This is a genomic window from Streptomyces sp. NPDC003456 (genome assembly GCF_042878735.1).
In the GTDB taxonomy this organism is placed as follows: domain Bacteria; phylum Actinomycetota; class Actinomycetes; order Streptomycetales; family Streptomycetaceae; genus Streptomyces.
This window is the reverse complement of record NZ_JBIAOK010000003.1, coordinates 812,310-827,328: the sequence shown is the minus strand read 5'-3', so window position 1 is coordinate 827,328 and position 15,019 is coordinate 812,310. Positions and strand designations below refer to the sequence as shown.

Genomic DNA, 15,019 nt, shown 5'->3' with positions numbered 1-15,019 from the left:
CGTGCGGCGCGGGGGCCCGGGCCCCCGCGCCGGAGCCGTCAGAGCGACTCGCGCCACCCGTTGGTGATGGGCAGCCGCCGGTCCTTGCCGAAGCCCTTCGGGGAGATCTTCGTGCCCGGCGGGTACTGCCGGCGCTTGTACTCGGCCGTGTCGACCATGCGCAGCGTCCTGGCGACCAGCGCGGCGTCGAAACCGGCCGCGACGATCTCGTCGGCGCCCCGGTCGCGGTCGACGTACAGCTCCAAGATCGCGTCCAGCACCGGGTAGTCGGGCAGGGAGTCGGTGTCGACCTGGCCCGGCCGCAGCTCCGCGCTCGGCGGCTTGCTGATCGAGTTCTCCGGGATGGGCGGGGTCTGGCCGCGCTCCCGTGCGGCGCGGTTGCGCCACTCGGCCAGCCGGAACACCGACGTCTTGTAGACGTCCTTGATGGGGCCGTACGCGCCGACGGAGTCGCCGTAGAGCGTGGAGTAGCCCACCGCCAGCTCCGACTTGTTGCCGGGGGCGAGGACGATGTGGCCCTCCTGGTTCGACAGGGCCATGAGCAGGGTGCCGCGCAGCCGGGACTGGAGGTTCTCCTCCGCCAGCCCGGTGAGGTCCACGGAGCCCATGTAGGCGTCGAACATCGGCTCGATGGCGACCGTGCGGTAGTTCAGGCCCGTGCGGCGGGCGAGCTCGGCCGCGTCGTCCTTGGAGTGGTCCGAGGAGTACTTCGACGGCATGGACACGCCGTACACGTTCCGCGCGCCCAGCGCGTCGCAGGCGATGGCCGCGACCAGCGCCGAGTCGATGCCGCCGGACAGGCCGATGAGGACCGACTCGAAGCCGTTCTTCGCCACGTACGCGCGCAGGCCCACGACGAGCGCCGAGTAGACCTCCTCGTCGTCGTCGAGGCGGTCCGCGTAGCCGCCGGTGTGCTCCGGCTCGTACGCGGGCAGCGGGTCCTCGGACAGGACGACCCGGTCGATGCGCAGGCCGTCGTCCACCACGCCCGTCGGGGCGTCGGGGGACGCGGCCGGCAGGTCGAGGTCGACGACCACGCAGCACTCGGAGAACTGCGGCGCCCGCGCGACGACGGTGCCGTCCTTGTCGACGACGATGGAGTCGCCGTCGAAGACCAGGTCGTCCTGGCCGCCCATCATGGCGAGGTACGCGGTGGTGCAGCCGGCCTCCTGGGCGCGCTTGCGCACCAGCTCCAGGCGCGTGTCGTCCTTGTTGCGCTCGTAGGGGGAGGCGTTGACGGACAGCAGCAGCCCGGCGTGCGCGGAGCGGGCGGCGGGGACGCGGCCGCCGTCCTGCCAGAGGTCCTCGCAGATGGCCAGGGCCACGTCCACGCCGTGGACGCGCAGGACGGGCATGCTGTCGCCGGGCACGAAGTAGCGGAACTCGTCGAAGACGCCGTAGTTCGGCAGGTGGTGCTTGGCGAAGTGCAGGACCACCTCGCCGCCGTACAGGACCGCTCCGGCGTTCTGGGGCGCGCCGGCCGGCTGGCCGTACTTCGGCTGGGCGGTCTCGCTGCGGTCGAGGTAGCCGACGACCACCGGCAGCTCCCCGAAGCCCTCGTCCGCCAGCCGGGCGGCGAGGGCGCGCAGCGCCGACCGGGAGGCCTCCACGAAGGACGACCTCAGGGCGAGGTCCTCGACGGGGTACCCGGTCAGCACCATCTCCGGGAACGCCACCAGGTGCGCTCCCTGCTCGGCGGAGTGCCGGGTCCAGCGGACGATCGACTCGGTGTTGCCGGCGAGGTCGCCGACGCGGGCGTCGATCTGGTTCAGGGCGAGACGTAGTTGAGGCACGCGCCCAGTGTAATCGTCAGAGCGACGCAATAGGGTGGTGCGGGTCACCCCGCGCCGCGCTCCTCGAGCAGGTCCGCCATCAGCTCGATCTCCGACTGCTGGGCGTCCACCATGCCCTGGGCGAGCCGCTTCTCCACGCCGACCGTGCACGCGCGCACACAGCCCTCGGCCATGTGGACGCCGCCGCGGTGATGGTCCGTCATGAGCCGCAGGTAGTAGATCTCGGCCTGCTTGCCGCTGAGCTTCCCGAGCTTGTCCATCTCGGCGTTCGTCGCCATGCCGGGCATCAGCGCGCCGTCCTCGCCGGAGACCGCACCGCCCATGTCCATCCACGTCATGGGCGGTTCGGAGGTGACCTTCGGCAGGCTCCACAGGTCGAGCCAGCCGAGCATCATGCCGCGCTGGTTGGCCTGCGTCTGCGCGATGTCGTAGGCCAGGCGCCGCACGTCCTCGTCCTCGGTGCGGTCGCGCACGATGTACGACATCTCCACGGCCTGCTGGTGGTGCACGGCCATGTCCCGGGCGAACCCGGCGTCCGCGGACTGCGCGGAGGGGACGGTGCTGCCGCCGTCGTCACCGGCGACGGCGTAGGTGATCGCGCCGGCCGCGACGAGCGCCGTCACCGCGGCCGCGGCGACCAGGGGGACGTGCCTCACTGCGACAGCCCGTTGGTGCAGGCGGCGCCCGGCTCGGGGGTCTGCTCGCCCTGGACGAACTTCTCGAAGAACGCGTCGACGTCGGGGTCGTCGGCGCCCGTCACCGTGCGCTGGTGTCCCCACGCCGAGAGCATGATCGGGTCCTTCTGGTCGTCCATCGGGCTCATCAGCGTGTAGGGGGTCTTCTTGACCTTGGCCGCGAGCGCGTCGACGTCCGCCTTCTTCGCGTCGGCGTTGTACGTCACCCAGACCGCGCCGTGCTCCAGGGAGTGCACGGCGTTGGTGTTGTTCAGTTCCTTGGTGTAGACGTCGCCGTTGCAGTTCATCCAGGCCTGGCTGTGGTCACCGCCGACGGGCGGCTGGGAGGCGTACTTCACGGCCGTGGTGACGTGGTTGCGCGCCAGCTTCCCCTCCCACTTCTTCACCCCGTCCTCGCCGGTGACGAACCTGCCCTTGCCCGAGGAGTCGCTCGCCGCGGTGCTGCTGCCGCCGTCGTCCTGGGAGCGCACGAGCACCACACCGCCGGCGACGAGGCCGCCGACGACGACCACAGCGGCCACGGCGGCGAGGATCCGGTTGCGGCGCTCGCGTGCCCGCTCCGCGCGCCGCATCTCCTCTATGCGCGCTTGGCGTCCGGTGCTGCTCTTCTTGGCGGAGCCCATGGGGTGTCCTTCGGGAAAAGTGACGGTCGGGTGGGCTGATCGTAAGGGGGAGGACGGGGTCAGCCGTAGGGCGAGGGCCGGGATGGGCCGAATCGATACGGCACCGACAGCGGACCGACAGCCGCGGGCCCTGGAAACCGGCCCGGTCCGGAAATTTGAACCGGAAACTCACCTTACCTACGCTGCCTGCATGCGGCTCCTGCGCTCCACCGACCTGGCCCTGCGGGTCCTGATGCGGCTCGCCGTCGCGAGCGGGGCGAGTCCGACGACCCGGCAGGTCGCGCAGGACATGGCCGTGCCGTACACGCACCTGGCCAAGGTCGTCGCCGAGCTGCAGCACATGGGGCTGCTGGCGGCCCGCCGCGGCCGGGGCGGCGGACTCACCCTGACCGAGCGGGGCCGGACGGCGTCGGTGGGCGCGGTCGTGCGCTCCTTCGAGGGCGACGGGGACGTCGTCGACTGCGAGAACTCCGCCGCCCCCTGCCCGCTGAGTTCCGGATGCCGGCTGCGCGGGGCGCTGCGCCGCGCCCAGGAGGCGTTCTTCGCCTCGCTGGACGCGGTGACCATGGAGGACATCGTGGCGGAGCCGACGGCGGCGCTGCTCCTCGGCATCCCCCGGGTGCCCTAGGGCCGACCGGCCGCGGCCGCTGCCCGTTGCCGCTGCCGCTGCCGCTGCCGGCATCTTTCCGGGTGCCTTCGGCGGGTGGGCCGCCGCACCGGCCCCGGCATCCCCCGGGTCCGCTCCGGGCGGGCCGCCGCGCCGCCTCGGGCCGCCCCCGGCGTCCAGCAGGTCCGGGGGGACGGTGGCGGGCGCCGGTGGCTATGCCTGTCCGGCCAGCCAGAGGTCCGGCCCGAAGACCTCGTAGTGCACGTCCGCCGGGGCCACTCCCCTGGCCAGCAGCCCGGCCCGCACCGCCCGCATGAACGGCAGCGGCCCGCACAGGTACGCGCGCGTGCCCGGGGCGACGCGTACGCCGGCGAGGTCGACGAGGCCGGAGCGGGTGCCCGCGGGGGCGTCCTGCTCGTACCAGAGGTGCAAGGAGGAGTCGGCCAGCTTGGCCGTGTACGCCTCGTGGTCCGCGCGCAGGGCGTGGTCGGCGGGTGAGCGGTCGCCGTGCACGACGGTGACCGGGGCGCCGTGGCCGGAGTCGGCGAGGTGGGCCAGCATCGCGACGATCGGCGTGACGCCGATGCCCGCCGAGGCCAGCAGCAGGGGCGTGCCGGGGCCGGCGTCCAGGACGAGGTCGCCGTACGGCTCGGACAGCTCCAGCACGTCACCCGCCTCCACGCGCGCGTGCAGGTGGTGCGAGACCTCGCCCTCGGGCGTGCCTCCGCCGTGGACGCGCTTGACGCTGATCTGGCGCAGCCCGGCGCCCGGGGTTCCGGAGAGGCTGTACTGCCGTATCTGCCGTGCGCCGTCGGGGAGGGCGACGCGGACGGAGACGTACTGGCCCGGGAGGAAGGCGCGCACCGGGCCGCCGTCGGCGGGGCGCAGCCGGAACGTGACGACGTCGGCGGTCTCGGTGACGCGCTCGACGACCTCCCAGGGCCGCCAGGAGTGTCCGCCGCGCTCCTCGGTCAGCCGCTTCTCCACGGCGACGAGGGCGTTGGCCATCAGCCAGTAGACCTCGTCCCAGGCGGCGGCGACCTCGGGCGTGACGGCGTCGCCGAGCACGTCGGCGATGGCGGCGAAGAGGTGCTCGTGGACGATCGCGTACTGCTCGGGCGTGACGCCGAGGGAGGCGTGCTTGTGGGCGATGCGGCGCAGCATGGCGTCCGGCCGCTGCCCGGGGTGCTCCAGCAGGTGCGTGGCGAACGCGGCGATGGAGCCGGCCAGGGCCCGGCGCTGGGTGCCGGCGGCCTGGTTGCCCCGGTTGAACAGGTCGCGCAGGAGCGCGGGGCGAGCCTCGAACAGGCCGGCGTAGAAGCGCTCGGTGATCGCGCCGAGGGCGGCGCCGACGGCGGGGAGCGTGGCGCGGACGGTGGCGGCGGACGGCTCGGACAGCATCTGGGCTCCTCTGGGCTCGACTGCCCGCACGCTATTTAAAGTTGCATCTTGGATGCAACTTATCGGCGTGGCGCGGGAAGCGGACCGGCCGTTACGCACACCGGTGCGAGCAGGCACTATGGGCTGTGGAGCAGTCCACCCGGCGTACGCGGGTCGTCCGGTCCCCGCCGGTCGGGCGATCATGGTCCGCAACGCGTACGAAATGGTCGTGTGGTGGGATGCTCAGGTGCCCGACCGCCTCCCGTGGTACGGAAGACAGGCGGCCTGACCAGCAAGGATGGGGAAGCGGAAGATGGACAAGCAGCAGGAGTTCGTGCTCCGGACACTGGAGGAGCGCGACATCCGGTTCGTACGCCTGTGGTTCACGGACGTGCTGGGCTTCCTCAAGTCCGTCGCGGTGGCCCCGGCCGAGCTGGAGCAGGCCTTCGACGAGGGCATCGGCTTCGACGGCTCCGCGATCGAGGGCTTCGCCCGGGTCTACGAGTCCGACATGATCGCCAAGCCGGACCCCTCGACGTTCCAGATCCTGCCCTGGCGCGCGGAGGCCCCCGGCACGGCCCGCATGTTCTGCGACATCCTCATGCCGGACGGCTCCCCGTCCTTCGCCGACCCGCGCTACGTGCTCAAGCGCGCCCTGGCCCGCGCCTCCGACCTGGGGTTCACCTTCTACACCCACCCCGAGATCGAGTTCTTCCTGCTGAAGGACCGTCCGCTGGACGGCTCCCGGCCCACCCCGGCCGACAACTCCGGCTACTTCGACCACACCCCGACCAACGTCGGCATGGACTTCCGCCGCCAGGCGATCACCATGCTGGAGTCGATGGGCATCTCCGTGGAGTTCTCCCACCACGAGGGCGCGCCGGGCCAGCAGGAGATCGACCTGCGGTACGCGGACGCGCTGTCCACGGCCGACAACGTCATGACGTTCCGTCTGGTCATGAAGCAGGTGGCGCTGGAGCAGGGCGTGCAGGCCACGTTCATGCCCAAGCCGTTCTCGGAGCACCCCGGTTCGGGCATGCACACCCACCTCTCCCTCTTCGAGGGCGACCGCAACGCCTTCTACGAGTCGGGCTCGGAGTACCAGCTGTCCAAGGTGGGCCGCTCCTTCATCGCGGGCCTGCTGCGGCACGCGGCGGAGATCTCCGCGGTCACCAACCAGTGGGTCAACTCCTACAAGCGCATCTGGGGCGGCGCGGAGCGCACGGCGGGCGCGGGCGGCGAGGCGCCGTCCTACATCTGCTGGGGCCACAACAACCGCTCGGCGCTGGTCCGGGTCCCGATGTACAAGCCGGGCAAGACGGGTTCGGCCCGCGTCGAGGTCCGCTCGCTCGACTCCGGCGCGAACCCGTACCTGGCGTACGCGGTGCTGCTGGCCGCCGGCCTCAAGGGCATCGAGGAGGGCTACGAACTGCCGCCGGGCGCCGAGGACGACGTCTGGGCCCTCTCCGACGCGGAGCGCCGCGCGATGGGCATCGAGCCGCTCCCCCAGAACCTGGGCGAGGCCCTGACCCTGATGGAACGCAGCGACCTCGTCGCCGAGACCCTGGGCGAGCACGTCTTCGACTTCTTCCTGCGCAACAAGAAGTCGGAGTGGGAGGAGTACCGCAGCGAGGTCACGGCCTTCGAACTGAGGAAGAGCCTGCCGGTGCTGTGAGGAGGGGCCGGGGGTCCCCCGGTCTCCACGGCGAGGAAGGGCCGACGGCGGCGAACCGTCGGCCCTTCGGCGTTTCACCGCCCCCCGGGCCGCCCCCCGGGCCGCCCCCGGGCCGTCCCCGGTCCGTCCGGCACCGGCGGTGGCCGGAGCGGGCCCTGACGCACGGAAGCCCCACGGGGATGTCCCCGGGGGCTGCCGTGCCGGTGTTCCTGGCGGGGTGTCAGGAGTGGAGTGCCCGGCTCTCCTGCGGGACGTGGCTCGCCACCACCCGTTCGCGGCCCGCGGCCGGCACCCGGCGGCGGTCCACCGCCGCCGCCAGCGCGGCGACTCCCAGGCCGAGCACGGCCAGGGCCGCACCCGCGAGGGCCGGGGCCGTGACGCCGAAGCCCGCGGCCAGGGCGAGGCCGCCGATCCAGGCGCCGCCGGCGTTGGCCAGGTTGAAGGCCGCCTGGTTGGCCGAGGAGGCCAGGGACGGGGCCGACGCGGCCTTCTCCATGACCATCAGCTGCAGCGGCGATCCGGTGACGAACGCCGCCGTGCCCAGGAGCGTCACCGCCACCGCGGCCGTGACCTCGGTGCGCATCAGCAGCGGGAACAGGGCCAGGACCGCCACCAGCGAGGTGAGACCTCCGAACAGCGTGCCGCGCAGCGAGTGGTCGGCCAGGCGGCCGCCGAGCAGGTTGCCGGCGGTGGCGCCGACGCCGAACAGCGCCAGCAGCAGGGTGACGCTGGCAGCGCCGTACCCGGCGGCGTCCGTGAGCATCGGGGTGATGTAGCTGTAGGCCGCGAACAGGGCGCCGAAGCCCGCCACCGTCGTGCCGAGCGACAGCCAGACCGGGACGGAGCGCAGGGCGGCGAGTTCGCCGCGCAGGCCCGTGGCGGTGGCGTGCTCGCGGTCGTGCGGGATGAGCGACGCGAGCGCGGCGATCGCCGCCAGGCCGATGGCGCTGACGCCGAGGAAGGTCGCGCGCCAGCCGAGGTGCTGTCCCATGAGGGTCGCGACCGGCACCCCGGCGACGTTCGCGACCGTCAGGCCGAGGAACATCAAGGACACCGAGCGGGCCTTGCGTTCGGGGGCGACCATGTTCGTGGCCACGACGGCTCCCACGCCGAAGAAGGCGCCGTGCGGCAGTCCGCTCAGGAACCGGGCGGCCAGCAGCCAGCCGTTGCCGGGCGCGAGCGCCGACAGGGCGTTGCCCACGACGAAGAGTCCCATCAGGCCGATGAGGACCGTGCGGCGGGACATCTTCGCGGTGACGGCGGCCAGCAGCGGGGCGCCGATGACGACGCCCAGCGCGTAGGCGGAGACCAGGTGGCCAGCGCTGGGGATCGAGATGTCCAGGTCGTCCGCGACGTCGGGCAGCAGCCCCATCATCACGAACTCGGTCGTGCCGATGCCGAAGGCACCCACGGCGAGGGCGAGCAGGGCCAGGGGCATGAAGAACCTTTCGAGACGTGCTGAGCATCCGTGCTTATGTTCAAGTACGGAACAAAGTCTCGCAGGCGCAGCATTCCAGCTGGGGAAGCCCCGGTGGCCGTTTCCTGTCGACGCGTCGCTGACCTGCGGGTTCAGGATCCCGCTGTGGTGACCTTCACACGGGCCGCGACCGGCAGATGGTCGCTTCCGGTCCGCGGCAGGGTCCAGGAGCTCTGCGGAACGACTCCGCGGACCATGATCTGGTCGATGCGCGCCATGGGGAACGAGGCGGGCCAGCTGAAGCCGAAGCCGCTGCCGGCCGCACCCTGCGTGGAACGCATCTGGGACGTCACGGCGTTGAGGGCGCGGTCGTTCATGGTGCCGTTCAGGTCGCCGAGCAGGACGACGTCGGGCAGCGGTTCGTCGGCGATGGCCTCACCGAGGTAGTCGGCGCTGCGGTCGCGCTGGCGGGCCGTGAAGCCGGCCTCCATCTTGACGCGCACGGACGGCAGGTGGGCGACGTAGACGGCGACCTGGCCGGCGGGCGCGGTCACCGTGGCGCGCATCGCCCGGGTCCAACCCATGTCGAGGTCGACGGCCCGCACCCCGCTCAGCGGGTACTTGCTCCACACCCCGACGGTGCCCTGCACGGAGTGGTGGCGGTAGGTCGGCGCCAGCGCCTTCTCGTACACCGGGACCGCGTCCGGGGTGAGTTCCTCCAGGGCGAGGATGTCGGCGCCGGAGGCGGCCACGTCGCGGGCGGTGCTCTCCGGGTCGGGGTTCTCGGCGTTGACGTTGTGCGTCACCACGGTCAGGTCGCCGCCGGTGGCCGTCTTGTCGCTGACCTGGCCGCCGAAGAGGTTCAGCCAGACCACGGCGGGCAGCAGCACCGCGATCAGCGCGGTCGCGGACCTGCGGACCACCGCGAGCAGCAGCAGCACCGGGACGAACAGGCCCAGCCAGGGCAGGAAGGTCTCGGTGAGGCTGCCCAGGTTGCCGATGCTGTTGGGGATCTGGGCGTGCAGCAGCATGACCACGGCCAGCAGCACCGCGCACCCGGCCACGACCAGCCCGCGCCGCCAGATGCGCGGATCACCCCGCCAGCCGCGGGTCAGCCGTCCGAACAGGCGCCGAAGCCGGGTTCCCCGGTGCTCGGGCCCCGAGCCGCCGTTGTCCGTCTCCGTCATGTACGCCTGCTGCGCCATACCGTCGCCTCACTGCCTGCCGTGCACACCATCGCCCCCGTGCCTCACGACCCTAGGGGATGATCCGTTCCGTTCCTGCCGTCCGTCGACGGCCGTACGGGGGCGAGGACGTCCGAGTTCCGCCGAGGAGTTCCGATCACACCCGCCGAACGTGTGCTCTGTGACGAAACGCGCACATTACGGCCGGTCAGGAGGCGGCTCGGCCGGGAGGCGGGCCGGCGGGGCGCAGGCCCTCCAGCAGGGTGTCGACGACCCGTTCGGCGAGGTCCTCGGGCAGGTCGGCGTCCGGGCTCAGGACGGAGCGGACCAGGACCGGGCCGACGAACAGGTCGTTGAGCAGCTCCGGGTCGACGTCGGTGCGCAGTTCGCCGTTCGCCTGCCCGCGGCGCAGCACCTCCAGGCCGAGCCGGCGGCGCGGGGCGACCACGGTGGAGTGGTACGCCGCCCAGAGCTTGGGGCTGCTCTTCATCTGCGCCTGCACGCTGTGCAGGATCGCCGAGGAGCGCTGGGCGAGGCCGCGGCGGCGCACCTGCTCCAGCAGCACCACGAGGTCGTCGCGCACGGAGGTGCCGGGCAGCTCCGGGTCGGGGAGTTCGGCGCCGCGCACGATGTCGACGAAGAGCTCCTCCTTGCCGCTCCAGCGGCGGTAGATGGTGGCCTTGCCGACGCCGGCGGTGCGGGCGATGCGCTCGACGGACAGCTCCGCCAGGGGCACGCCCTCCTCCAGCAGCCTCATCACGGCGTCGAAGATGGCGCGTTCGACGGCCTCGCTGCGGGGACGGCCCCTGGCGGGTCCGTCCTGCGGGGTCTGCCGTTCGGCGAGGCTCACGTCGCTGCGTCCTTTCCTGACACCGGGCGCTTCTCCGACACCGGGTGGAGGCGGCTCCTTGCCGCGGGAGGGATTGTCCCGCAGGGTCAGGACCCGGCGTGCGTCAACTCCTCTTCCTGGCCGGGCTGCCGGGTCTCCCGCCGCCTGCCGGGCAGGAACAGCGCCACGACGACCGCGCCGAGCACCGCGATGCCCGCGCCCATCAGGGCGGTGACGTGCATGGCGTGCAGGAACGCGTCGTAGGCCGGGGCGACCAGGGCCTTCCCCTCGGGGCCCAGCTGCGCGGCGACGCCGAGCGTGGCCTCGATGGACTCCCCCGCGGTGTGGCGCAGGCCCGGCGGCAGCCGCCCCAGGTCGCCTTCGATGCCGTTGCGGTACGCCGCGGAGAGCACCGAGCCGAGGACGGCGATGCCGAGGGCGCCGCCGACCTGCCGGAAGGTGTTGCTGAGGGCGGAGGCGGAGCCGGCCTTCTCGCGGGGCAGGGCCTGCATGATGACGACGCTGACCGGCGTCATGATGTGGGCCATGCCGGCGCCCATGAGGAAGAAGATCACTTCCAGCAGCCAGATGGGCGTGTCCGCGTCCAGGACGGCGAAGGCGGCCAGCGTCGCGGCCAGGACGAGCATGCCGGCCGTGGTGGTGGCGCGGTTGCCGAAGCGGTCGACCACCAGCCGGGCGCGCGGCGCGAAGAACAGCTGGGCGGCGGCCAGCGGCAGCATGAGCAGACCGGTCTGCAGCGGCGAGTAGCCGCGCACGCTCTGCGTGTAGAAAACCGCGAAGAAGGTCACGCCCATCAGGGCGAAGAACACCAGCGCTATGGCGGCGACGGCGGCCGAGAAGACCTTGTTCTTGAAGTACGTGACGTCGATCGAGGGGTGGTCGCTGCGCTTCTCGAACACCACGAAGGCCACGAGCACGGCGAGACCGGCGCCGATCGTCGCCAGCACGGTGGCGTCCATGAAGTCCGCGAGCTGGCCGCCCTTGATGATGCCGTAGACCAGCAGGACCAGGCCGACGACGGACAGCACCACGCCGACGGGGTCGATGCGGCCCGGGTTCGGGTCGCGGGAGTCGGGGACGAGCCAGAGCATCAGGGCGAGCGCGAGCAGCACGATCGGCACGTTGACCAGGAAGACCGAGCCCCACCAGAAGTGGTCGAGCAGCAGCCCGCCGGTGATCGGGCCGATGGCGATGGCCAGCCCGACGCCGCCCGCCCACACGCCGATGGCCTTGGGCTGCTCGTCGCGCTCGAAGACGTTCATGAGGACGGCAAGGGTGGCGGGCATGACGAACGCGGCGCCCAGGCCCATCACGGCGCGGAAGGTGATCAGCTGGCCGGGTGAGCCGGAGAACGCGGCGAGCGCCGAGCCGATGCCGAACACGGCGAGGCCGCCGAGCAGCACCTTCTTGCGGCCGAGCCGGTCGCCGAGCAGTCCGGCGGTGAACAGCAGGCCGGCGAAGACGAGGGTGTAGGCGTTGATCGCCCACTCCAGCTCGCTCTGCGTCGCGCCCAGGCCGGTGGGGGCGGGGGTGGAGATCGTCTTGATGGCGACGTTCAGGATGGAGTTGTCCAGGACGACGATCAGCAGGCTCAGCATCAGCACGCCGAGGATCGCCCAGCGGCGCCGGTGCACCGCTTCCGGTACGCGCGGGCCTGTGGGGGCGGCCTGATCGGCAGGTGTGGTCATGAGTCCAGCGTAGGCCATTTTCGATACGAGACCGTCTCGTATCGAAACACTCTCACCGGGTTCTTACCGCGGATTCCGCTTGTGGGGCGGGGTGGAACTCACAGGGGCTCCTCTAGCCCAACCTGGCACGAGGTGCCACCATGGACGTGGTCCGGGGACGCCGTCAGGGCGCCTCGAGATGACGTGTTAGGAGCCGTGCCATGACGCAGCTTCCGGCTGCCCAGACTGCTCGAGCGACCGCCGACGGCGGGAAGACGCTGTACGGCGGCAAGGGAAACCGCCGCATCACCGTCCGCGACATCGCCGCCGCCAAGGAGCGCGGCGAGAAGTGGCCGATGCTCACCGCGTACGACGCGATGACCGCATCCGTGTTCGACGAGGCCGGCATCCCGGTGATGCTCGTCGGCGACTCGGCGGGCAACTGCCACCTCGGGTACGAGACGACCGTGCCCGTGACCCTCGACGAGATGACCATGCTGTCCGCGGCGGTCGTACGGGGCACCTCGCGCGCCCTGATCGTCGGCGACCTGCCCTTCGGCTCCTACCAGGAGGGTCCGGTGCAGGCGCTGCGCTCGGCCACCCGCCTGGTGAAGGAGGCCGGCGTGCAGGCGGTGAAGCTGGAGGGCGGGGAGCGCTCGCACGAGCAGATCCGGCTGCTCGTCGAGTCCGGCATCCCGGTGATGGCCCACATCGGCCTGACCCCGCAGTCGGTCAACGCCATGGGCTACCGGGTGCAGGGGCGCGGCGAGGAGGCCGCCCAGCAGCTGCTGCGCGACGCCAAGGCCGTGCAGGACGCCGGGGCCTTCGCGGTGGTCCTGGAGCTGGTCCCGGCGGAGCTCGCCGCCGAGGTGACCCGGGTGCTGCACATCCCGACGGTGGGCATCGGGGCGGGCCCCGAGACGGACGCGCAGGTCCTCGTGTGGACCGACATGCTGGGCCTGACCGGCGGGCGCGTGCCGAAGTTCGTGAAGCAGTACGCGAACCTGCGCGAGGTCATGGGCGACGCGGTGCGGGCGTTCGCCGAGGACGTCGTCGGCGGAACGTTCCCGCAGGAGGAGCACTCCGTCCACTAGCCACTGCCGCACCACCCCCGGACAGCCCGTCGATCGTCCCCCGTCGACGGGCTGTCCCCTTGTGCGGCCGGCCCGGGGCGGCCCGGCACCCGCGAGGGCCGCGGTGCCTGTCGGGGCGGTGTCGGCGGCCTGTCGGTGATGTGTCGGTGGGCGCTGACACCGTCTGTGCCATGACGCGCATCGACGAACGAACCAGCGGCGCCGCTGTCACCGTGCGGGGGCTGGTCAAGCACTACGGGGAGACCAAGGCCCTGGACGGGGTCGACCTGGACGTGCGGGCGGGCACCGTGATGGGGGTGCTCGGACCGAACGGGGCCGGGAAGACGACCCTGGTACGCATCCTGTCCACCCTCCTCGCCCCCGACGCCGGCCGGGCCACCGTCGCCGGCTACGACGCCGTACGGCAGCCCCGGCAGCTGCGGCGGGTGATCGGCCTGACGGGGCAGTACGCCTCCGTGGACGAGAAGCTGTCCGGCTGGGAGAACCTGTACATGATCGGGCGGCTGCTCGACCTGTCCCGCAAGGAAGCGCGCGCCCGGGCCGACGAGCTGCTGGAGCGCTTCTCGCTCACCGAGGCGGCCAAGCGCCACGCGGCCACCTACTCCGGCGGCATGCGGCGGCGGCTGGACCTGGCCGCGTCGATGATCGGCCGGCCGTCCGTGCTCTTCCTGGACGAGCCCACCACCGGGCTCGACCCGCGCACCCGCAACGAGGTGTGGGACGAGGTCAAGCGCATGGTCGGCGAGGGGGTCACCGTGCTGCTCACCACCCAGTACATGGAGGAGGCCGAGCAGCTCGCCTCCGAGCTGACCGTCGTCGACCGCGGTCAGGTCATCGCGGGCGGGGCCATCGAGGAGCTGAAGGCGAAGGTCGGCGGCCGCACGCTGCGGGTCCGCCCGGCCGACGCCGCGCACCTGCGGCCGCTCGCCGCCGCGCTCGACGACCTCGGCATCACCGGCCTGGCCACCACGACCGTGGACCCCGACCGCGGTGACGTCCTCGTGCCGATCCTCAGCGACGAGCAGCTGACCGCGGTGGTCGGCGCGGTCACCGCGCGCGGCATCACCCTCGCCTCCCTCACCACCGAACTGCCCAGCCTGGACGAGGTGTTCCTGTCCCTCACCGGCCACCGTGCCGGTGCCCCGCAGGACACCCTGCCCGCCGACGAGCTTCAGGAGGCCGCCGCATGAGCGCCGTCACCCTCGACGACACCGTGGCCGACGCCCGTATCCCGCTGCGCGGCCACCTGCGCCACACCGGCGCCCTGATCCGGCGCAATCTGCTGTGGATCCGCAAGGACCCGGAGTCGATGGCCGACGCGGTGCTGATGCCGGTCGTCTTCACCCTGCTGTTCGTGTTCGTCTTCGGCGGCTCCATCGGGCAGTCCCTGGGCGGCGGGCAGGACCGCTACGTGCAGTACGTGATCCCGGGCATGATCGCGATGATGAGCATGACGCTGTCCCAGGGCGTCGGCACGGGCTTCAGCCAGGACTTCAACTCCGGCGTCATGGACCGCTTCCGGTCCATGCCGATCGGGCGGGGTTCGGTGCTGCTCGCGAAGATCCTCGTGGAGCTGCTGCGGATGCTGTTCGCCACCGCCGTCCTGATGGGCGTGGCCGTCGCCGTCGGCTTCGACATCACCAACTGGCCGGGCCTGGCGGCGTCCGTGGCGCTGTCCGCGGTGTTCGCCTCGTCGATCATGTGGGTGTTCCTCACCCTGGGCGTGATCCTCAAGGACGCGCAGTCCGTGCAGGCGATGGGCTTCCTGGTGCTGTTCCCGCTGCAGTTCGGCTCGTCGATCTTCGCCCCGCCGACGTCGATGCCGGGCTGGCTGCAGGCCTTCACCGACTACAACCCGCTGTCGACGCTGGCGGACGCCGCACGCGGGCTGATGGTGGGCGGACCGGTCGCCCACGACCTGTGGGTGACGCTCGGCTGGTCGGTGGCGATCACGGCCGTGATGGCACCCGTCGCGATCCACAAGTTCCGCACCAAGACCTGACCGGCCGGGGCCGCGTCCCGGCGGAGCGGGGC

The 15,019-nt window shown here is 72.1% G+C and carries 13 protein-coding genes; 5 read left to right on the top strand and 8 right to left on the bottom strand.

Annotation, left to right across the window (positions count from 1 at the left end; translation table 11 throughout):
* Nucleotides 1-38 precede the first annotated feature (38 nt).
* From ACFYWG_RS14660 to ACFYWG_RS14650, 3 genes are read right to left on the bottom strand one after another with little or no spacing between them, the layout of a single operon-like run.
* Nucleotides 39-1,793: an NAD+ synthase gene (locus ACFYWG_RS14660; RefSeq protein WP_385412978.1), complete on the bottom strand. Its 1,755-nt coding sequence runs from the start codon at nt 1,791-1,793 to the stop codon at nt 39-41.
* Nucleotides 1,794-1,837: 44 nt separating this feature from the next.
* Nucleotides 1,838-2,449, bottom strand: a complete 612-nt coding sequence (locus ACFYWG_RS14655; protein WP_383510614.1) for a DUF305 domain-containing protein — start codon at nt 2,447-2,449, stop codon at nt 1,838-1,840.
* Entirely contained in the window at nt 2,446-3,111 is a 666-nt protein-coding gene (locus tag ACFYWG_RS14650) for a DUF3105 domain-containing protein (RefSeq protein ID WP_383510612.1), read from the bottom strand. The genes ACFYWG_RS14655 and ACFYWG_RS14650 overlap by 4 nt, the downstream gene beginning before the upstream one ends.
* A gap of 190 nt (nt 3,112-3,301) precedes the next feature.
* On the opposite strand from ACFYWG_RS14650, the gene ACFYWG_RS14645 reads away from it, so the two are divergent.
* Entirely contained in the window at nt 3,302-3,739 is a 438-nt protein-coding gene (locus tag ACFYWG_RS14645; protein WP_383510610.1) for an RrF2 family transcriptional regulator, read from the top strand.
* A 192-nt stretch (nt 3,740-3,931) separates the two neighbouring features.
* Here the strand turns inward: ACFYWG_RS14645 and ACFYWG_RS14640 are convergent, their stop codons facing one another.
* Entirely contained in the window at nt 3,932-5,119 is a 1,188-nt protein-coding gene (locus tag ACFYWG_RS14640; protein WP_389201505.1) for a globin domain-containing protein, read from the bottom strand.
* Between the two features lie 292 nt (nt 5,120-5,411).
* Between ACFYWG_RS14640 and glnA the strand changes: the two genes are divergently transcribed.
* The gene (gene glnA / locus ACFYWG_RS14635) at nt 5,412-6,773 is read left to right on the top strand and encodes a type I glutamate--ammonia ligase (protein ID WP_333931007.1); all 1,362 of its coding nucleotides are present in this window, start codon (nt 5,412-5,414) and stop codon (nt 6,771-6,773) included.
* Nucleotides 6,774-6,993: 220 nt separating this feature from the next.
* On the opposite strand, the gene ACFYWG_RS14630 is transcribed toward glnA, so the two are convergent.
* From ACFYWG_RS14630 to ACFYWG_RS14615, 4 genes are all read right to left on the bottom strand, one after another.
* The gene (locus tag ACFYWG_RS14630) at nt 6,994-8,211 is read right to left on the bottom strand and encodes an MFS transporter (protein ID WP_389201503.1); all 1,218 of its coding nucleotides are present in this window, start codon (nt 8,209-8,211) and stop codon (nt 6,994-6,996) included.
* A 131-nt stretch (nt 8,212-8,342) separates the two neighbouring features.
* On the bottom strand, nt 8,343-9,395 hold the full coding sequence (locus ACFYWG_RS14625) for an endonuclease/exonuclease/phosphatase family protein (RefSeq protein WP_376323496.1): 1,053 nt from the start codon (nt 9,393-9,395) through the stop codon (nt 8,343-8,345).
* Nucleotides 9,396-9,582: 187 nt separating this feature from the next.
* Nucleotides 9,583-10,224, bottom strand: coding sequence for a TetR/AcrR family transcriptional regulator (locus ACFYWG_RS14620; protein WP_383502302.1), 642 nt, complete (start codon nt 10,222-10,224; stop codon nt 9,583-9,585).
* Nucleotides 10,225-10,310: 86 nt separating this feature from the next.
* Nucleotides 10,311-11,912, bottom strand: a complete 1,602-nt coding sequence (locus ACFYWG_RS14615; RefSeq protein WP_385412992.1) for an MFS transporter — start codon at nt 11,910-11,912, stop codon at nt 10,311-10,313.
* 200 nt (nt 11,913-12,112) lie between these two features.
* On the opposite strand from ACFYWG_RS14615, the gene panB reads away from it, so the two are divergent.
* The 3 genes from panB to ACFYWG_RS14600 all read left to right on the top strand — a co-directional run bounded on the left by panB (nt 12,113) and on the right by ACFYWG_RS14600 (nt 14,987).
* Complete coding sequence (gene panB, locus ACFYWG_RS14610; protein ID WP_376323490.1) at nt 12,113-12,985, top strand: 3-methyl-2-oxobutanoate hydroxymethyltransferase; 873 nt, start codon at nt 12,113-12,115, stop codon at nt 12,983-12,985.
* A gap of 170 nt (nt 12,986-13,155) precedes the next feature.
* The gene (locus ACFYWG_RS14605) at nt 13,156-14,175 is read left to right on the top strand and encodes an ATP-binding cassette domain-containing protein (RefSeq protein ID WP_389201500.1); all 1,020 of its coding nucleotides are present in this window, start codon (nt 13,156-13,158) and stop codon (nt 14,173-14,175) included.
* Nucleotides 14,172-14,987, top strand: a complete 816-nt coding sequence (locus ACFYWG_RS14600; protein ID WP_376323486.1) for an ABC transporter permease — start codon at nt 14,172-14,174, stop codon at nt 14,985-14,987. The genes ACFYWG_RS14605 and ACFYWG_RS14600 overlap by 4 nt, the downstream gene beginning before the upstream one ends.
* Nucleotides 14,988-15,019: the final 32 nt, after the last annotated feature.